An 18,011-nucleotide genomic window follows, 5' to 3' on the forward strand; every position below is an offset into this window, starting at 1 on the left:
GACAGGGGCGTGAGCATCGCAGCGAGGAACGAGCGAGGAGCGGAGCGCCCCGCGGGAGCGAACGGAGGGCATGGTGAGCGGACAGGGGCGCGAGGCCGCCGTCCGGGCCTGGCGGGGGGTGCGCTGGTACCTGCGCGAGTGGAGCGGCGAGGCGCGCTGGGACGACTACCTGCGGCACTGCGCCGAGCACGGGCACGAGCCGATCAGCCGGCGGGAGTTCGAGCGCCGGCGGGCCGACGCACTGGAGCGCACGCCGGTCAGCCGTTGCTGCTGACCGCCGGTCGCACCGCGGCCCTCGATCGGGGCCGCGGTGCGCGGAGGTGTCCTGCCGGCGGCCTGGCGCCCCCGTGGTGCCAGGAGAGGAGCAGGAGCGGGACGCGCCCCGTCAGCCGGCGGCGGGAGCGAGCACCTGGTCGATGATGTAGACGGTGGCGTTGGCCGTCTGCACGTTGCCGCAGACCACGGCGGCGTCCATCTGCCCCAGGACCGTGCCGTCGGCGGCGACCGTGAAGTCCTCACCCGAGCCCTGGACGGTCACCTGGTCACCGTTCAGGGTGGTGTGCGTGCCGGCCAGGTCCTCGGGGGCCAGCCGTCCATCGAGCACGTGGTGGGTGAGGACGGCGGTGAGCTGTGCCCGGTCGGCCAGCAGGGCGTCGAGCGCATCGGCGGGGACCGCCTCGAACGCCGCGTTCGCCGGGGCCAGCACGGTGATGTCCGACGCGGAGTTCAGCGAGTCGCCGAGGCCGGCCGCCCCGACCGCGGCGACGAGGGTCGACAGGGCGGGGTTGTTGCCGGCCGCGGTGGCGACCGGGTCGTCGGTCATCCCGGCGAAGCTGCCCTCGCCGTCGGCCGGTACCGCGGAGCAACCCGCGCCGAAGGGGGCGCCGGTCGTGGGCATCGTGCCGCTCGCGTCGGCCGGGGAGCTCACGCTGCCGCTCGTGCCCGCCGCGGCAGTGCTGTCCGTGGTGTCGTCCGCGCCGCAGGCGCTGAGACCGATCGCCAGGGTGCCGGCGGCGGTGAGGAGGGCGCCGCGGCGCAGGAGGGTGCTCGTCACGAGGTGGTGCTCCTTGTCCTTCCGTGCGACGGGCGGGGTCACGGCCCGTCGCGGGCGGGGTGGTGCTCCGGCCGCAGGCGCGGTCCGGCACGTCCGCCGGCGGGTGCCGGAGGACGGGTCAGGGGCCCGGCCGGAGCCGGGCGACAGGGGTCAGCCGGTGACCACCTGGATGGAGTGCCAGCCGGTCGCGCCGGCGGGGAACGGTGCGGCGCGCTCCTGGGGCTGCACCTCGCCGTCGGCCGCGGTGGCCCGGACGGTCACCGTGTGCGGGCCCGGCGGGAAGTCGTGGGTCAGTACCCACTGGCGCCACAGGTCGGCGTCGACCTCGGGTGAGAGGCGGGCCTCCGTCCAGTCCCCGTCGTCGACCTTGACCTCGACGCGGGCGATGCCCCGGGTCTGCGCCCACGCCACGCCGGCGATCGGCCGGACACCGGCGGGCAGGCGGCGCAGCGCGGACGGGGTGTCGATGCGCGAGGCGATCCTGATCGGCGCCTCGGCCGCCCAACCGCGCTCGACCCAGTAGGGGTCGAAGGCCACGAAGGTGGTCGCGTCGATGCGGGTCAGCCACTTGCAGGCCGAGACGTAGCCGTAGAGGCCGGGGATCAGCATGCGCACCGGGAAGCCGTGCTCGACGGGGAGCGGCTCGCCGTTCATGCCGATCGCCAGCATCGCGTCGGACACCTCCAGGGCCGACCGCGTGGGCGCGCCGATCGTCATGCCGTCCGCGGACCGGCAGACCAGCTGGCTGCACTCCGGCCGGACGCCGTGCTCGCGCAGGAAGGCGCCGAGGGGGACGCCGAGCCACCGGGCCGTGCCGGCCAGGCGCCCGCCGACCTCGTTGGACACGCAGGTGAGGGTGATGTCCCGCTCGATCAGGTCGTTCCGCTCGAAGAGGTCGGTCAGCGAGTGGGTGCGGGGTGAGTCGAACATGCCGGCCAGGGCGAGCCGGTAGTCGACCGGCCGCAGCTGCGGGACGACGATCGCGGTGTCCACCCGGTAGAAGTCGCGGTTGCCCGTGAACAGCGGGGTGAGGCCGTCGACGGCACGGGACAGGTCGGCGCCGGCGGGCAGTCCGGCGGCGGGGGACACCGGACGCGGCAGGACGAGCGCGGCCCGGCTGCCGGCCACGTCGAAGCGGCGCTGCACCAGCCGTCCGCCGCCGCCGGCGACGGCGGCGACACCGACCGCGACCGCCCCGGTGAGGAAGAACCTCCGGCGGTCGAGTGCCGGGCCCTTGCGGTCGCCGGCGCCGAGCAGCCCGCGCACGCGGTCCGCGACCGGCCCCCGGTCGACCGCGGCGGGGCTCCGCCCGGGCGAGGGCGCCGCACCCGGCCCGGGGAGCGGTGCGAGGAGGGCCAGGAGGGCGACGACGCCGGCGAGTGCGCCGACGACCGACGGCAGCGCGTCGACCGCACGACCGGCCGGGCCCAGGAGCGCGCTCAGCGCGCCGGCCAGGCCGAAGAGGAGGACGCCGGCCACCCCGAGACGGCGGTCGCGGCGCGCGACCAGCCCCAGGCCCAGCGCGTAGAGCGCGACGAGCAGCAGCGTGCCGGCGACGAGGGCGGTCTTGTCGTTCTCCCCGAACGTGGCGATGGCGAAGGCCTTGACCGGCTCGGGGACCACGGTGATGACGGCGTCCCCGACCGCCACCACCGGCGAGGAGCCGGGACCGACGAACGCGGCGGCCAACTCGGCCACACCGAGGGCGACCGCGGCCGCGAGCAGACCGGCGAGCGCGGCGGGCAGCCGGCCCCCGCCCGGTCGGGGCGGCGTGCGGCCGGCCTGCCCGCCGCCGGCGGGGGTGGCGGCTCGGTCCGTGAGGGTCACGAGGGGTCTTCGGCGGCTGGGTGGGATCCGGTTCACCGGTGCGCCGGGACACCACGCGATGAACCGCCGGCGGGCCGGGGCGCGAACGTCCTCGCGGGCACGTCCACCGGACACGAGGAGCCGCCGTGGCGCAGGAGTTCGCAGGTCGGGTCGCCGTGCCTGCTGCGGCGGCGGACGGGCGTGCCCGGTCCGGCGGGGCGTGCCCGCGAGGGACGGGCGATACGGTGGTGGCCGTGAGCCGTCCGGCACGGCCGCCGGAGGACGACGCGGCGTCCGCCACCCTCCTCGGACGGATCCGCGCCGGTGACCGGGCCGCCGTCGACGACCTCTACCAGCGCTTCCGCCGGCCGGCGTTCGGCCTGGCCCGCAGGATCCTCGCCGACGACGCCCTGGCCGAGGACGTGCTGCAGGAGGTCTTCCTCGCTGTGTGGCGGAACCCGGCGGCCTTCGACGGGTCCCGGGCCACCGTGGCCGCCTGGCTGATGGCGATGGTGCACCACAAGGCCGTTGACGCGGTCCGCCGCGAGGAGTCGCAGCGCCGCCGGAGGGGGCTGGTCGAGGACGATCTGCTGCTGACCGCTCCGACGAGGGTGGACGACGTCGAGGACCAGGCGCTGGACCGGGTGGTCTCCGACCGGGTGCGCTCGGCACTCGGCTCCCTCCCGTCGTCCCAGCGCCAGGCGCTCGTCCTGGCCTACTACGGGGGGTACACCCAGCGCGAGGTCGCGGCGCTCACCGATGTGCCGCTGGGGACGGTCAAGACCCGGATGCTGGCCGGGATGCGGCGGCTCAGGGCCGCGTTGGGGGACGCGGTCGGTACCGACGGCGCCCGGGGTGCCGGTCCGGTCGAGAGGGGGCAGCGATGAGCGGCGGTCCGGAGCCGGACGAGGAGCACGAGGAGTTCGAGGCGCTCGCGGTGGGGTGGGCACTGCACGCCCTGGAGCCCGAGGACGCCGCGTCGTTCGCCGCGCACCGGGCGACGTGCTCCCGCTGTGCCGCGATCGTCGAGGAGATCGGACTGGTCATGGCCGGGATGGCCGGAGCGGCCCCGCCGGCCGAGCCGTCCGACGACCTCCGCAGCCGGCTGCGGGCGGCCGTGGCGGAGGCCGAGCAGGACCCGGAGCCGGCGGTGCCGGGCGGGTCACCGGCGGGCGCGACGGCGCACCGCGCCGGAGGTGCGGCTCCGATCGCCGTCCCTCGCCGGAGCCGCCCCCGCCCCGTGCGGCGGCGGCTCCTGGCCGCGACGCTGGCCGCGGCGGCCGCGGCCGTGGTGGGACTCGGTGTGGCCCTCGTCGTCGTCGTCGACTCGCGGGACGAGGCGCGGGCGAGTGCCCAGGCGCAGGCCGAGATCGTCCAGGCGTTGCTGGACCCGGGCTCCGCGACGATCACCGCCCTCGCCGATGCGGAGGGCCGTGCTGTCGCCACGGTGCTGACCCGCGAGGACGAGGTGCAGGTGGTGACCCACGGGATGGCTGCGAACGACAGCTCGGACACCACCTACGTGCTGTGGGGGATCCGGAACGACTCGCCCCAGGCACTGGGGACGTTCGACGTCGGCGACGCGCAGGGTGACCTGCAGGCCTTCGCCGGCGCGGGCACCCCACCGGCCGCGTACTCGGCGTACGGCATCAGCCTCGAGCCCGGCCGGGTGGCTCCGCCGGCACCGACGGACGTCGTCGCCACGGGGGAGGTCCCTGCCTGAGCCGCACCGACGTCGTCGGCCCGGCGCCTCACGTGACGTCGAACCAGGTCACGCGGTCCGGCTGGGCGGTGAACGGGTTGGCCCACTCCGATGGCGCGCCGGTGATCGGCTGGGCGTCGGTGACGACCACGAACGGCGTGCCGGGGTAGACGGCGAGCACCCGTGAGGACGACGACAGGTGCTCGGTGCGCTCGATCAGCTCGCCGCGGCGGAGCTGCTGGGTCGTCCGCCGTCCGCTCAGTTCCTCCCCGACCTCGGCGACCCACTGGGCCCCCTCGTGGGTGAAGGCGATCGAGTGGACGCGCCGGCCGGCGGGGGCCGGCTCGCAGCCGGCGAACTCGGCGAGGGCGTCGTACAGCCGCTCCGCCTGCTCGTCGTCGCTCGCCCGCGGGAGGAAGAAGGCAGCCATCCCCGGATTCTCGCCGTCGGCACCGACAGGACGGCGGGGCGGTCGTCACCCGGGCTGGGGTTCAGGGTTCGATCAGGCCGGTGCGGATCGCGTAGCGGGTGAGCTGGGTGCGGTCGCGCATCTCGAGCTTGGCGAGGACGTTGGCCCGGTGCCGCTCGACGGTCTTGACGCTGATCACCAGCAGGTCGGCGATCTCCTGCGAGGAGCAGCCCTCGGCGATCAGCTTGACGACCTCCTCCTCGCGTGCCGACAGGACGCTGCCGGGCAGGCGTTCGCCGCGGCCGGCGCGCTGCAGGTACTCGCGCATGAGCGCGGTCAGGGCATCCGGGTGGATGAACGGCTCCTCCCGCATGACGGCCCGGCAGGCCTCGACGAGGTCGCGGTCGGCGACCGACTTGAGCACGTAGCCCGACGCGCCCGCGCGGAGCGCCTCGAAGAAGTACTGGTCGTTGTCGTACATCGACAACAGCAGGATGCGCGTGTCCGGCGATCGGCGGGACAGCTCGCGGGCGGCCTGCAGGCCGGTGAGGCGGGGCATCGCGACGTCGAGGACGGCGAGGTCGATGGCGTGCACGCGGGCCAGCGCCAATGCCTCCGCACCGTCGCCGGCCTCGGCGACGACGGCCAGGTCCGGCTCGCTGTCCAGGATCAGGCGGACGCCGCGGCGGACGAGGGCGTGGTCGTCGGCGAGCAGGATCCGGGTGACCGGCGGGCGGTTCACCGGCCGCCCCCCGGCCCGGGCACCGGGACCAGCAGCCGCAGCTCGGTGCCGCCCTCCTCGTGCGCGCCGAGGGTGAGCGTGGCGGCGACGAGCATCGCCCGCTCCCGCATGCCGCGCATCCCGGCTCCCTCGCGGCTGTCCCCGAGACCACGGCCGTCGTCGACGACGCGCAGTTGCACCGCGTCGCCGGCGGCGAAGGTGGGGGACAGGTCGACCCGGACCCGCCGGGCGGCGGCGTGCCGGGCGACGTTGGTCAGCGCCTCCTGCGCCACCCGGTAGACGACGAGCTCGGCCTCGGGACCCAACGGGGGCAGGTCCGGGGAGAACCGGCGGCACACCTCGACGCCGGTGAGCCGGGCGTACTCGGTCACCAGCGAGGTCAGGGCGCTGACCAGTCCCAGGTCGTCGAGCACGCCCGGGCGCAGCCGCCGGACCACCTGCCGCACCTCGTCGAGGCTGGCCCGTGCGGACTCCTGAACGAGCTGCACCTCCTGCTGCAGCTCCGCGGGCGCGCGGTCGGCGACCTGGCGCAGGCCCAGCAGGACCGCGGTCAGGCTCTGCCCCACCTCGTCGTGCAGCTCCTGGGCCACCCGCCGGCGCTCGGCCTCCTGAGCGGCGAGGGCCTGTCCGCTGGCGGCGGCGCGCTCGGCCTCGAGCCGGTCGAGCATGGCGTTGAAGCTGCGGATGAGGTCGGAGGCCGGTCCGCTGCCCTGCTCCGGGAGGCGCTGGCCGGGGCGCAGCAGGTCGACGTCCTCCATGAGGAGCCGCAGCCGGTCCAGCGGTCCCAGCGTGGTGCGCAGCAGCAGCCCGTTGGCAAGCAGCATCGCGCTCAGACCGACGGCGAGCACCAGGGCCTCGCGGGCCAGCACCGGCGTCGAGACGGTGGCCGGGGAGGCCGCCAGCACTGCGGTGCCGACCGCGAAGACGGCGCCGTTGACCAGGCAGACGCGCCAGAAGAGCGGCAACCCGCGCCCTGCCCTCAGCCGTGCCTCCTGCGCCATCCGCCCCCCTGCTGGTGTGTCCGACGACGTCGAGCCTCGGGCACGGGAGGCCGCCGGCCAAGCACCGGCGGCGAAGATGGGGTTCAGCACCCATGCCCGTGCCACGGCCGGGCCGGAGATGGGTGCTGCCACGGATTCCGCCCCAGCCGCTCGGCCGGTGAGGATCGTGCGGGCCGGCGATCGGCAGGTGGCGTCGGCGGGTGGAGGAGGACGTCCACGAGGAGGCCGGGTGCACCACGTCGCTGAGGCACTCCTCGCACTCGGCGGCGCCTTCCTGGTCTGCGGTCTGATCGCCCGGGCCGGCGTGCCCATCGGGCTGCCGACCATCCCGCTGTTCATGCTCGCCGGCGTGCTGCTGGGCCCGCACACGCCCGGCTTCGTCCTGGTCGGCGACCCGGCAGACCTGGAGCTCGTCGCCCGCCTCGGCCTGGTGTTCCTCCTCTTCTACCTGGGCCTGGAGTTCTCCCTCGCCCAGCTCACCTCCGGCGGGCGGCGGCTGGCGGTGGCGGCCGCGGTCTACCTCTGCCTGAACATCGGAGGCGGGCTGGCGCTGGGCTTCGCGCTGGGCTGGGGCACGGCGGAGGCGTTCGTGGTGGCCGGCATCGTCGGCATCTCGTCGTCGGCGATCGTGACCAAGCTGCTGGTGGAGACCCGGCGGCTCGGCAACCCGGAGACCCGCGTCATCCTCGGGATCGTCGTCATCGAGGACCTCTTCCTCGCCCTCTACCTGGCCCTGCTGCAGCCGGTGCTCGGCGGCGCCTCCGGCGTGCTCGACGCCGTCGTGGGCGTGGGGGTCGCCTTCGCGTTCCTGCTGGTGCTGTCCGTGGTGGCGCGGTTCGGGACGCGGTGGGTCAGCGCGCTGATGCGCACCAGGGACGAGGAGATCGTCGTCGTCCTCGCACTGGGGCTGGCGATCAGCACCGCCGGCGCGGGCGAGCACCTGGGCGTCTCCGACGCCATCGGCGCGTTCATGATCGGCCTGATCCTGGCCTCCACCCCGACCGCCCGCCGGCTGCGGCAGCTGACCCACCCGCTGCGCGACGGGTTCGGCGCGATCTTCTTCTTCCACTTCGGCCTGACCATCGACCTCGGCGACGTCCTGGCGGTGCTCCCGCAGATCCTCGTCGCCGCCGGGACGACGGTCGTGCTGGCGGTCGTGGCCGGCATCGTCGCCGCCCGGCTGCACCGGCTCGGCCGGGTGGGGGCGGCGAACATCGGCCTCACCGTCCTGACCCGCGGCGAGTTCTCGCTGGTCCTCGCCTCGCTGGCGCTGGCCGCCGGGCTCGACGCCCGGCTCGGCTCGTTCGCCGCCGGCTACGTCCTCGTCCTCGCCGTCCTGGGCCCGATCGCGGTCTACTCCTCACCGCGCCTGGCCCGCGGGATCCCTCGCCGTCTCGTGCCCGGCGGCTCGCCGGAGCGCGACAGGACCCGCCGCGTGCCGCTGGACATGGACGTCGGCACGTCGTCCCTGCACGAGCTCGGCACCGACCTCCTGCAGGTCCGGGTCCTGCCCGGCTCCCGCCTGCACGGCGTCTACATGAACGAGCTGCGCCTCCCCGACGGGGCGACGCCGGGTCTGCTCGCGCGCGACGGGACCACCTCCGCGGTCGCCCCGACCACCCGGCTGCGCACCGGCGACGTCCTGCTGGTCTTCACCCGGCCCGCCGAGCGCCACGACACCGAGCGGCGCATCCTCGCCGTCCATCGCAGCGGCCGGCTGGCCCACTGGCTCGGCGACACCGGCACGTGAGCGCACCGCCCGGCCTACGATCGCCGGGATGGCCAGGGCCGACCGCAGGGATCGGCGGACGTGTGGCTGAGAACCGCACCCTCGCCCAGGTGTACCGGCACTTCGGTGAGGTCGACGCCGCCGGGACCTCGCCGCTGTACGAGCGCGTCGCCGTCGCCCTGAGTGAGTCCGAGGAGGCGCTGCGGGCCATCGAGGCCGCACCGGCGCGCAGGCGGAATCCCACGGTCATCCTCGCCGCGCTGCAGGACCTGGCCCTCGCCGGCCGTGCCCCGGCGCTCGCCGCGGCCTGCGCCGCTGCGGACGGCGACGCCGCCGCCGGCGCGGCGATCGACACGCTGCTGCGCATGACCGACGCGGTCGTGGCCATCGCCGTGCGCCGGCAGCCGCAGACCCTCGAGACCGGACGCTGCGCCGTGCTGTACCCGGCGATCGCCGAGGCGGCGGCTCGGGTGGGCGCGACCGCGGTCGGACTGATCGACGTGGGTGGTTCGGCCGGGCTCAACGTCTGCGTCGACCGCGTGGGCATCACGTACGGCAACGGACAGTCGCTGGGCGACCCGTCGTCTCCCGTGCAGCTGTCGTCGTCGATCGTGGGCGGCCGGGGCGTTCCGACGAGGGCGGTGCCCGAGGTCGTCGCCCGGGTCGGCGTCGGCCCCGATCCGGTCGACGTGACCGACGCGGAGGACGCCCGGTGGTTGCGCGCCTGCCTGCCCCCGGATCAGCCGGAGGGACTCGCGCGGCTCGACGCGGAGATGGCGTTGGCGGCGACGGCCCCTCCGCTGCTGCTGCGAGGTGACGCCGTCGATGTGCTGCCCGACGCCGTCGCCCGCGTGCCCGCCGGCGCCCTGCCGATCGTGACCACGACGTGGGCGCTGTCGCGCCTGCCGCTCGAGAGCCGCTGGCGCTTCCTGCACCGTCTCGACGAGGCGTCGGTCGGCCGGGCGGTGGCGTGGGTGTCGGCGGAGGGGGTCGGGGTCGCGCCGGCGATGCCGACACTCGGCGACCGCCGCGCCTCGGGCCACAGCATCATCGGCCTGGCGGTGCTCGGGCAGTCGACCCTGCACGCCGAGGCCGTCGGCCGCTGCTGGTCACGGGGCCGCCTGCTGGCGTGGCTGGCAGGAGCAGGTCCCGAGCGCGCCCGGTGAGGATCCACGTCGGCGGGAGGAGTGGGCATGGGGACGACGTACCTGCACGCAGTGGCCTCGCTGGACGGCTTCATCGCCGATGAGCGCGACGACGTGGGGCTGCTCCACGACTGGTACTTCAGCGGCGACCACCCCCTCGTCGACGAGGACCATCCCGATGTCCACGGTGCGCCGTTCCGGGTGTCGGCGGCCTCGGCCGACTACGTGCGCGGCATGTGGTCGCGCCAGGAGGTGCTGGTCATCGGGCGGCACCAGTTCGACCTGACCGACGGCTGGGAGGGTCACCCGCCGGCGAGCTCCCACGTCGTGGTCGTCTCGCACCGACCGCGGCCGACGGGCTGGCATCCCGAGGCGCCCTACCACTTCGCCACGTCGGTGGAGGAGGGGATCGCGCGAGCTCAGGAGCTGGCCGGCGAGGGGGAGATCGGTGTCGGCGCGGGTGAGGTCGGCGGGCAGGCGCTGGCGCTGGGACTCATCGACCACGTGGCGATCGACATCGTGCCGGTGGTCTTCGGGCGGGGGAAGCCGTACTTCGGAACGCTCCCTGACGGCCACCTGCTGCTCGCGGATCCCGAGGTGGTCATCCAGGGCGACGGGGTGCTCCACCTGCGCTTCCCGGTGCCCCGGGGACGCCAGCCGTCGTCTCTGTCGGCCCGCCCTACGCGGTTCCGCAGCAGGTGCCGCCGGTGGGGACCTGCCCGGCGTCGATGAGGGTCTGCGGACTGGTGCCGAAGGTGTCGCTGTCGGCGAGCACCGTGTAGACCTCCCAGCGCTCTCCGCGGGGGCCGGTCAGCCACGCCTTGTCCTGGGTGGCGTAGCAGCAGGTGGTGCCCATCTCCTCGTCGGCGATCAGCCCCGCGCCGGTCAGCCGGGCGATCTCGGCGTGCACGGCTGCGGTGGACTCGACCTCGACGCCGAGGTGGTTGAGGGACCCGCCCCGGCCGGGGTTCTCCAGCAGCACCAGCTTGAGCGGCGGCTCGTCGATCGCGAAGTTCGCGTACCCGGGCTTGCGCTTGGCCGGCTCGGCTCCGAACAGCCGGCTGTAGAAGCTGACGGCGGCCTCGAGGTCGTCGACGTCGAGAGCGAGCTGGATGCGGGACATGGGGTGACCTCCCGGTCATCTCGGGGGAGCGCGGTACTGTCGTATTGACAGTGACCGATATATTGACGGTTGTCAATGGGACTGCCCGAGCTGGGCCGGCGACGACGAGGAGAGACCCCGATGACCCTGCGCGAGCTGCCGGTGCTCCAGGCGCCCGAGGTGGTCGCCTGCTGCGCGCCGCTGACCGCCGAGGTGCTCACCGAGGACGACGCCGAGACCCTGGCCGGGCAGTTCGCGGTCCTGGCCGACCCTGTGCGGCTGCGGCTGGTGAGCCTGCTCGCCAACGCTGACGACGGCGCGATCTGCGCCTGCGACCTGGTCGAGCCGTCCGGTCGCAGCCAGGGCACCGTGTCCGTGCACCTCGGGAAGATCGTGGCCAGCGGGCTGGCGGTCAGCGAGAAGCGCGGCCGCAACGTCTGGTACGCGATCAACCCGAACGCCCTCGAGGCCCTGCGCGCCGTACTGGCGACCCGCTAGACCCCGCGGCTGCCGCGATCACCCGCAGGTCGCAGCGGCCCTGTCCCTCTCCTTCGCGGACCCCCGGATCGGGGGTCCCGGGTACCCAGGGTCAGGGCTGACCGGCCCGTCTCCCGTGGCTCAGGCTCGGTGGACCTCCGCTGAGAGCGACGACAGCGGCGGGGAAGCCGAGCCGAGGGAGAACGATGTCGATCAGGGTCCTCATCGCCGACGACCACCAGCTCATCCGAGACGCTCTCGCCGGACTGATCGCCGCCACCGACGACCTCGAGGTCGTCGCGCAGTGCTCCGACGGCGGCCAGGTGGCCGAGGCCGTCGACCGCACCCGGCCGGACGTGGTGCTGATGGACCTGAGGATGCCGGTCGCCGACGGGTTGGAAGCGACGCGGGAGCTGGCCGTCGTCCACCCGGAGGTGCGTGTCGTCATCCTCACCGGGGGTCTCACGCCGGCGACGGCGGCTGAGGCCCGGGCCCTGGGAGTCGCCGGTTACCTGCTCAAGGGCGACGACCCTGGCGCATTGCCGGATCACATCAGGACCGTCGCGGCCGGCGGAACGGCGTGGGCGTCCGCCGCGGCTGCTGTCGCCGACAGCGGTTGGCCGGTCCTCGTCAACTGCTCGGAGAACTCGACGAGAACGCACGTCGAGGAGAGTCCGGAGCGGCACCGCGGCCATCGAGGCCTCCTCGCGCAGCCGACCGCTCAGCCGGGTCCGGCCCGACCGGCCTGCGCCCCCGTCCATCGGAGGCTCACCCTGGAGTGCGCGGCCGGGCGGTAGAACTCGGACGGCAGGGTGACGGGCGCGCCCTGCGGGGCGGGATTCCCGCCATGATGGCGCCGTGGCGTCGCAGCAGCCGCCGGTGACCACCATCCAGACCCCGGATCAGCGGGTGCGGGTCTTCGTGAGCTCCACCATGAAGGAGCTCGCGGCGGAGCGCGTGGCCGTGCGCAGGGCGATCGACAGCCTGCACCTGACTGCCGTGCTGTTCGAGCTCGGAGCCCGCCCACACCCACCGAAGGCGCTGTACCTGGCGTACCTGCGGCAGAGCCACGTCTTCCTGGGGATCTACGGCGACCAGTACGGCTGGATCGCGCCGGGGGAGACGGTCTCGGGCCTGGAGGACGAGTACCTCGCCGCCGCCGACAAGCCGAAGCTGATCTACGTCAAGACGCCGGCGCGGAACCGCGATCCGCGGCTGGCGGCGATGTTGGAACGGATCTCCTCGGACGGCTTCTCCTACCGCCGGTTCGGCAGCGCCGAGGAGCTGGCCGGCCTGGTCGTGGAGGATCTGGCCGTACTCCTCAGCGAGCGATTCGGTCCGCCGGAAGCGCCGCCGGCCGCCGCACCCCGGACATGGCAGCTGCCGACCCCGCCGAACCGGCTCGTCGGGCGCGCCACCGAGCTCGCCGAGCTCCACGGCCTGCTGACGACGGGCAGCAGCCGGCTGGTCACACTGGTCGGCCCGGGAGGCATCGGGAAGACCCGTCTGGCGATGGCCGCCGCGGAGGACGTCCGGACCGAGTTCCCCGACGGTGTGGTGGCGGTGATGCTGGCCTCCGTCCGCTCGCCGGAGGCCGTGCCCGGCCAGGTCGCGTCGGCCCTGGGGTTGCCCGAGACGTTCGGTCGGGCGCCGGCGGACGCGGTCGCGGACCTCCTGCGGTCGCGGCGGATGCTGCTGGTGCTGGACAACCTCGAGCAGGTCGTCGACGCCGCTCCGCTGGTGGGCAGGTGGCTGGCCGAGGCGGGGCAGTTGCGGGTGCTGGCGACGAGCCGCGAGGTCCTGCACCTGACCGGCGAACGGGTCTACCCCGTCCCGCCGCTGCCGGTCGGCGAGGGCCTGAGCGCTGGGGAGCTCGCAGGATCCGACGCCGTGGCGCTCTTCGTCGACCGGGCCCGGGCAGCTGGTCCTGACCTCGTCGTCGATGCGCACCAACTGCGGACCATCGGGGAGATCGCGCGTCGGCTGGACGGGCTCCCGCTCGCGATCGAGCTCGCCGCCGCCCGGGTGAGCGTGCTGGACCCCGACGTGATCCTCCAGCGCCTCGACCGGCGGCTGGCGCTGCTGACCGGCGGCCCGCGGGACGCGGCGGCCCGCCAGCGGACGCTGAGCGCCACGATGCAGTGGAGCTACGACCTGCTGGACGAGCGCGAGCGGGTCCTCTTCGCCCGGCTCGGCACCTTCGCCGGCGGCTTCTTCCTGGACGCCGCCGAGGCGGTGTGCGGCGGCGACGGCGCGCTCGGCGATGTACTCGACGGGCTCGGCTCGCTGGTGGACAAGAGCCTCATCCGCGCCAGTGGAACCGTGGACGGCGATCCGCACTTCACCATGCTGGAGACGGTGAGGGAGTTCGCTCGCGACCGGCTGTCGGCCTCCGGCGAGGCGGACCACGTCCTCCAGATGCACGCGGAGTTCTTCGAGCGGCTGGCGAGCGTGTCCCTCGCCGGGTTCAGCCGCCGCGCGGAGGTGCACACTGTGTACCGGTTCGCCGCGGACGCCGAGAACCTGGGGCTGGCGCTGCGCTGGTTCCTCGACGGAGACCAGCCAGACCGGGTGACGGCGATGGCGGAGGGTCTGTGGCCGCTGTGGTGGGCGCTGTCCCGGTTCGAGGAGGGGATCCGCCTCGCGGAGTCCGCCCTGAGCCGGCCGTCACTCACCTCTGCCGGGCAGGCGCTGGCCCACTTCGTGTGCGGCATCCTCGCGTTCGGTCAGGGCGACTACGCACGAGCGACGGCGGCGCTGCAGGCCGCCCGCGAGCTGCATGATCACCTCGAGGACCCGGTGCGGGCCGCCCGGGACTCCGTTCTCCTGGGGGTCATGACCGCACTGCGTGATCCGGACGCGGGGGAGCAGCTGGCGCGATCCGCGGTCGCCGTCCTGCGGGAGCGGGGTCTGGAGTGGGAGTACGCCTTCGCACTGTTCGCGCTCGGACGCATCCTCGTCGTGGAGGGGCGGTACCGCGAGGCGGTCCCGCTGCTCGAGGAGGGCGTCCGGCTGAACCCGTCCCCTGACCCGCACATGCTGCTCAGCTACGGCGCCGTGAACCTGGGCTGGGCGCGCCTGGGACTGGGTGATCTCGACGGCGCACGGGAGGCCTTCCGCCAGGCCTACGCGGCGGCGGGCACCGGCGACCGGCAGATCTCGGCGCGCGCCCTCGACGCGCTGGCGGCGGTGGCCGCTCAGGACGGGGACGACCGGCACGGCGCCCTCCTCCTCGGGGCGGCGGAGAAGATCCGCCGGTCGATCGGCGTCGGGGTGTGGGTCACCGACGCCGGCACCCACGCCCGCACCGCGGAGGCACTGCGGGCCGCCCTCGGTGGTGACGGCTTTGAGGCGGCCGTCGCGGAGGGGCTGGGGTTGTCTGCCGACGCGGTCACCGCGCTGGCATCCGCACCGGCCGCCCGCGCCGCCGAGACCGCCGACTGAGCGCCTGACCTCACCGGCAGGGCAAGCGACGCACCATGAACGTGCAAGAACTTCGTTAAGAGCGTCTCCGAGCTCAGCGTCTAGGGGGGCGGGTTCCTAACCTCCCGCGACATGAGCACGGCTGTCTCCGTCGAGCGGACCTCTCCCGGACCGTGGGAACGGCTGCTGCTCTGGAGCTCCACACGGGCGGCGGGGCTGGCCGCGGCGCCCGGGACCGCTGCGGCTCAGGCCGCCTCCGCCCGCTGAGAGGGACCGATCACATGGTCGACGTAGATGTCCTGGTCGTCGCGGTCATCGCCGCACTGGTCGTGGTCGCCGTCCTCGGCCTCTGGGTGGTGGGTCGGAACAAGTAGTCGCCGTTCCGTTCCTGCTGGAGAGCCGCGCGGCCGGCCCCGACAGCCACGAGTCCGCACGAGCCGCCGTGGTGCTGGCGGCTCGTGCGGACTCGTCAGGTCAGCGCGGAGTTCGACTCAGATGTCGTAGTACATGGCGAACTCCCCCCGCGTGATTGAGCACTTGTGACTCCTCGTTGATATGGCGTCTGACCTGCACCTTCATGGTTGGTGACGTTCGGAGACAGATGGGTCTTGTTTAACCTTTTGGGGACTGGATGGGGACTGGTGGCAGGCACACCGGTGACGGCGCGGCGCGGGGTTGACTGCCTTTACCCGTGGTTGCGGACCGGAATCCGGCTCGCACGTCGGCACGCCCGCGGTATCGGCGGCGCGCGTCCCACCCGGTCATCGTGCCGGCTGCCTCGGTCGCGGGAAGGGCGCTTCGCGTCCCTTCGGGATCGGCCTGAGGCCGACCCTTCCCTCGACCAGCGGCAGCCGGATCGGGCGGGTTGTGGGGAGCGCAGGGGAGTGTGGACGGCGGACGTCTGTCAGTGGGTGATCCCGTGTGGGGCCGGAAGCTCACTCTCCATGCGGAGGACCATGGCGAGCGCGGCAAAACGGACGCCGGCTCGCCGAAACGGGCGAACACGGAGACGGTGCAGCGCGTGGCCGGGCCGGGCCGCGACTTGATCCCTTCGGCTCTGGCCACCTCGGTTCGAAGCGTCCGACGATGGCTGGCTGCATCCCCCATCGGAAGGAGCGCCATGAGCGAGCAGACGGCCAAGGCCCCGCCGATCGTCCTGATCCACGGGCTTTGGATGACCGCCCGAAGCTGGGAACATTGGGTGCCGTACTACCGGGCGAAGGGACACGAGGTCATCGTGCCGACGTACCCGGGATTCGAGATCGAGGTGGAGGCGCTGCGCGAAAAGCCCGAGATCATCGCCGACGCGTCCGTCCCCGAAACGGTCGACCATCTCAGCGAGGTGGTCGAGGGCTTGGACACGCCCCCAATCATGATGGGCCACTCCTTCGGCGGAACCCTCACCCAAATCCTGATCAACCGCGGGCTGGGCGCCGCCGCCGTCGTGATCGACTCGGCGCCACCCGAGGGCGTGCGGGTGAACCCGCCGTCCCAGATCAAGTCGTTGTTCCCCATCCTCAAGAACCCGGCCAACCGGCACCGCGCGGTGGGCTTCACCAAGGAGCAGTTCCACTATGCGTTCGCCAACACGTGCAGCCGGGAGGAGTCCGACGCGGCCTACGACCGCCTCCACATCCCAGCACCCGGCAACTGGGTGTGGGCCTACGGCCTGATAGCCAACTGGAAGCCGGGCCATCAGGAGACCTGGGTCGACTACGACCTGGACGACCGTGCTCCGCTGCTGTTCATCACCGGCGGCAAGGACCACCTGATGCCGCCCTCGGTTCAGCGCTCGAACGCGAAGAAGTACCGCAACTCCGAGGCGACTACGGAGACCTACGAGTTCCCAGACCGCTCACACTTCACCGGTGGTGAGCCTGGCTGGGAGCAGGTGGCCGACTACGCGCTCGAGTGGGCGACGAGCCACGCGCGAGCGCCGCAGGGGTGACCAAGCGCAGACAGCAGCAGGGTGGCCGGCCCGGCGAGCCGAGCGCGCGAAATCGGCCGAGGTTACTTGCGTCGTGCCGTGCCCTCACCGGGCGCGCCGGGGCACTTGCGCCGTCCCTGCGTGTCTGACCCTCACCGGCGCGACCGCAAACTTCCTCATCTTGGTGGGACGACTCCTTCAGGTCGATCGGTGCCCGGGGCACCAGCCTGGCAAGGGCAGCGACATCATCGAGGATCCGAAGGGTGCGGATCCGGGCATCTAGCTCCAGATCGTCCCCGAGAAGGAGTCGATCAAGATGTCGAGGTGCAGAAACAATTGACGACGCTCCGCCGGCTTCGTTGACAAAACCGGACACATCCGACGCGATTTCTCAAGTATGGGCTCTGGTCCGCTACTAGGATGCCTGCCACGGCGTATGTCGCACGTCGCCTCGTCAGGAGAATGCGATGAAGCCACGGATCTTCCTCGGCTCGTCTGGCCAGCAGGCGAACCTGCTCGAGTCGCTGACCCGCGGCCTCGCGCAGGTTGCCGACGTCGAGCCGTGGACCACGACGTTCAACCCCGGCACCTCCGCGCTGGAGCGGCTCGTCGAGCTGACCCGCGAGGTTGACTTCGCCGCGTTGGTCTTCGCCCAGGATGATTGGACCTCCCATGGCGAGGCGCCGGGCCAGGCTTCGCCGCGCGACAACGTGGTGTTCGAGGCGGGTCTGTTCGGTGGCGCGCTCGGCATGCGACGGACGTTCATCCTCCATGCCAACGGCGCGAAACTGCCCAGCGACCTGCTCGGTCTGACCTGCGTGCGGTACGCCGAGACCAGCTCGACGGGGATCAAGACGATCAACCAGAAGCTCCGCAAGGCGATCGAGAACGAGGGCAGGCTCGCCCGCATCGAAGGGCTGTGGTGGCAGCACTCCCTGACCGTGCGCACCGAGCGTGAGCCCTCGGCCGTGAGCCTGCTGCGGATCTCTCGAAATCGCGACGGCGGGTTGGAGGTGCACGGCCGAGCCTGGCAGGAGGACGGCACGCTGTCGGCGCGCTACTGGAGCGAAGCCTCGAAGGAGATGAGGGATCCCTCGGGGATCTTCTACTACTGGAACGGCGAACGCCCCCGACATCCCGACGCGCCCCGGCTCGAGGGCACCGGGGAGGTCCGGCTCGAGTCCATCGACAGGGCCGCCGGCTACTGGACCACCCGTGCAGACGCCGACCCGACCATCAGGGCGCGCACGTCCGGGGTTTACCTGCGGGCCGAGCGCGAGGACCTGAGTGTTCTGGACGGCAGCGACCAACAGCGCCGCGCGGAGCTGATTACGACGAAGCTCGATGAGTGGCGCTCGATCGCCAGCTCCTGAGCGTCAGTTCTGCGGGATCAGGGACCTCAGGAGGAACGACAGGTTCTGCGGTCGCTCCGTGAATTTCCTACCCGTCCGCACATCGGCAAGTCCGAATGTTTCCCTAGAGGAAGGTTAACTG

General features: G+C 73.3%; 18 protein-coding genes. 12 read left to right on the forward strand and 6 right to left on the reverse strand.

Annotated features, from left to right (window positions below):
* Positions 1-73 precede the first annotated feature (73 nt).
* Positions 74-274: a YbdD/YjiX family protein gene (locus MY526_RS12350; RefSeq protein WP_436690367.1), complete on the forward strand. Its 201-nt coding sequence runs from the start codon at positions 74-76 to the stop codon at positions 272-274.
* Positions 275-385: 111 nt separating this feature from the next.
* Here MY526_RS12350 and MY526_RS12355 read toward each other — a convergent pair whose 3' ends face one another.
* Both MY526_RS12355 and MY526_RS12360 read right to left on the reverse strand, forming a co-directional pair.
* Positions 386-1,054: a fasciclin domain-containing protein gene (locus MY526_RS12355; RefSeq protein WP_436703994.1), complete on the reverse strand. Its 669-nt coding sequence runs from the start codon at positions 1,052-1,054 to the stop codon at positions 386-388.
* 150 nt (positions 1,055-1,204) lie between these two features.
* Positions 1,205-2,881: a molybdopterin-dependent oxidoreductase gene (locus MY526_RS12360; RefSeq protein ID WP_436703995.1), complete on the reverse strand. Its 1,677-nt coding sequence runs from the start codon at positions 2,879-2,881 to the stop codon at positions 1,205-1,207.
* 233 nt (positions 2,882-3,114) lie between these two features.
* On the opposite strand from MY526_RS12360, the gene MY526_RS12365 reads away from it, so the two are divergent.
* Positions 3,115-3,747, forward strand: coding sequence for a sigma-70 family RNA polymerase sigma factor (locus MY526_RS12365; RefSeq protein ID WP_436703996.1), 633 nt, complete (start codon positions 3,115-3,117; stop codon positions 3,745-3,747).
* Positions 3,744-4,583 (forward strand): anti-sigma factor domain-containing protein, encoded by an 840-nt coding sequence (locus MY526_RS12370; protein WP_436703997.1) that lies wholly within the window; start codon positions 3,744-3,746, stop codon positions 4,581-4,583. Before MY526_RS12365 ends, MY526_RS12370 begins: the two co-directional genes overlap by 4 nt.
* Positions 4,584-4,611: 28 nt before the next feature.
* Here the strand turns inward: MY526_RS12370 and MY526_RS12375 are convergent, their stop codons facing one another.
* The 3 genes from MY526_RS12375 to MY526_RS12385 all read right to left on the reverse strand — a co-directional run bounded on the left by MY526_RS12375 (position 4,612) and on the right by MY526_RS12385 (position 6,714).
* Positions 4,612-4,992, reverse strand: coding sequence for a hypothetical protein (locus tag MY526_RS12375; RefSeq protein ID WP_436703998.1), 381 nt, complete (start codon positions 4,990-4,992; stop codon positions 4,612-4,614).
* 61 nt (positions 4,993-5,053) lie between these two features.
* A complete protein-coding gene (locus MY526_RS12380; protein ID WP_436690363.1) occupies positions 5,054-5,713 on the reverse strand; it encodes a response regulator in 660 nt (219 codons plus the stop codon).
* Positions 5,710-6,714, reverse strand: coding sequence for a HAMP domain-containing sensor histidine kinase (locus tag MY526_RS12385; protein WP_436703999.1), 1,005 nt, complete (start codon positions 6,712-6,714; stop codon positions 5,710-5,712). The genes MY526_RS12380 and MY526_RS12385 overlap by 4 nt, the downstream gene beginning before the upstream one ends.
* 229 nt (positions 6,715-6,943) lie before the next feature.
* On the opposite strand from MY526_RS12385, the gene MY526_RS12390 reads away from it, so the two are divergent.
* From MY526_RS12390 to MY526_RS12400, 3 genes are all read left to right on the forward strand, one after another.
* A complete protein-coding gene (locus MY526_RS12390; protein WP_436704000.1) occupies positions 6,944-8,464 on the forward strand; it encodes a cation:proton antiporter domain-containing protein in 1,521 nt (506 codons plus the stop codon).
* A gap of 62 nt (positions 8,465-8,526) precedes the next feature.
* Positions 8,527-9,609, forward strand: coding sequence for a DUF2332 domain-containing protein (locus tag MY526_RS12395; protein ID WP_436704001.1), 1,083 nt, complete (start codon positions 8,527-8,529; stop codon positions 9,607-9,609).
* A 27-nt stretch (positions 9,610-9,636) separates the two neighbouring features.
* Entirely contained in the window at positions 9,637-10,320 is a 684-nt protein-coding gene (locus MY526_RS12400; RefSeq protein WP_436690355.1) for a dihydrofolate reductase family protein, read from the forward strand.
* Here MY526_RS12400 and MY526_RS12405 read toward each other — a convergent pair.
* Entirely contained in the window at positions 10,268-10,711 is a 444-nt protein-coding gene (locus MY526_RS12405) for an ArsI/CadI family heavy metal resistance metalloenzyme (RefSeq protein ID WP_436704002.1), read from the reverse strand. The two genes, MY526_RS12400 and MY526_RS12405, sit on opposite strands and share 53 nt — an antisense overlap.
* A 120-nt stretch (positions 10,712-10,831) precedes the next feature.
* Here MY526_RS12405 and MY526_RS12410 point away from each other — a divergent pair, with 120 nt between their 5' ends.
* From MY526_RS12410 to MY526_RS12435, 6 genes are all read left to right on the forward strand, one after another.
* Positions 10,832-11,188 (forward strand): metalloregulator ArsR/SmtB family transcription factor, encoded by a 357-nt coding sequence (locus MY526_RS12410; protein WP_436690351.1) that lies wholly within the window; start codon positions 10,832-10,834, stop codon positions 11,186-11,188.
* Between the two features lie 185 nt (positions 11,189-11,373).
* On the forward strand, positions 11,374-11,964 hold the full coding sequence (locus tag MY526_RS12415; protein ID WP_436690349.1) for a response regulator: 591 nt from the start codon (positions 11,374-11,376) through the stop codon (positions 11,962-11,964).
* Between the two features lie 61 nt (positions 11,965-12,025).
* Positions 12,026-14,611: a DUF4062 domain-containing protein gene (locus tag MY526_RS12420; protein ID WP_436704003.1), complete on the forward strand. Its 2,586-nt coding sequence runs from the start codon at positions 12,026-12,028 to the stop codon at positions 14,609-14,611.
* 111 nt (positions 14,612-14,722) lie between these two features.
* A complete protein-coding gene (locus tag MY526_RS12425; RefSeq protein WP_436690345.1) occupies positions 14,723-14,857 on the forward strand; it encodes a hypothetical protein in 135 nt (44 codons plus the stop codon).
* A gap of 853 nt (positions 14,858-15,710) precedes the next feature.
* Positions 15,711-16,538, forward strand: coding sequence for an alpha/beta hydrolase (locus tag MY526_RS12430; protein ID WP_436690343.1), 828 nt, complete (start codon positions 15,711-15,713; stop codon positions 16,536-16,538).
* Between the two features lie 446 nt (positions 16,539-16,984).
* Positions 16,985-17,890, forward strand: coding sequence for a TIR domain-containing protein (locus tag MY526_RS12435; protein ID WP_436690341.1), 906 nt, complete (start codon positions 16,985-16,987; stop codon positions 17,888-17,890).
* The last annotated feature ends 121 nt before the right edge of the window (positions 17,891-18,011 follow it).

Source organism: Geodermatophilus sp. CPCC 205761 (genome assembly GCF_051383655.1).
Taxonomy (GTDB): Bacteria; Actinomycetota; Actinomycetes; order Mycobacteriales; family Geodermatophilaceae; genus Geodermatophilus.

Coding starts and splice junctions, on each gene's coding strand:
- MY526_RS12375 (WP_436703998.1), bottom strand. CDS start 4,992: ATGGCTGCCTTCTTCCTCCCGCGGGCGAGCGACGACGAGCAGGCGGAG.
- MY526_RS12425 (WP_436690345.1), top strand. CDS start 14,723: ATGAGCACGGCTGTCTCCGTCGAGCGGACCTCTCCCGGACCGTGGGAA.
- MY526_RS12385 (WP_436703999.1), bottom strand. CDS start 6,714: ATGGCGCAGGAGGCACGGCTGAGGGCAGGGCGCGGGTTGCCGCTCTTC.
- MY526_RS12430 (WP_436690343.1), top strand. CDS start 15,711: ATGAGCGAGCAGACGGCCAAGGCCCCGCCGATCGTCCTGATCCACGGG.
- MY526_RS12400 (WP_436690355.1), top strand. CDS start 9,637: ATGGGGACGACGTACCTGCACGCAGTGGCCTCGCTGGACGGCTTCATC.
- MY526_RS12415 (WP_436690349.1), top strand. CDS start 11,374: ATGTCGATCAGGGTCCTCATCGCCGACGACCACCAGCTCATCCGAGAC.
- MY526_RS12405 (WP_436704002.1), bottom strand. CDS start 10,711: ATGTCCCGCATCCAGCTCGCTCTCGACGTCGACGACCTCGAGGCCGCC.
- MY526_RS12410 (WP_436690351.1), top strand. CDS start 10,832: ATGACCCTGCGCGAGCTGCCGGTGCTCCAGGCGCCCGAGGTGGTCGCC.
- MY526_RS12435 (WP_436690341.1), top strand. CDS start 16,985: ATGAAGCCACGGATCTTCCTCGGCTCGTCTGGCCAGCAGGCGAACCTG.
- MY526_RS12370 (WP_436703997.1), top strand. CDS start 3,744: ATGAGCGGCGGTCCGGAGCCGGACGAGGAGCACGAGGAGTTCGAGGCG.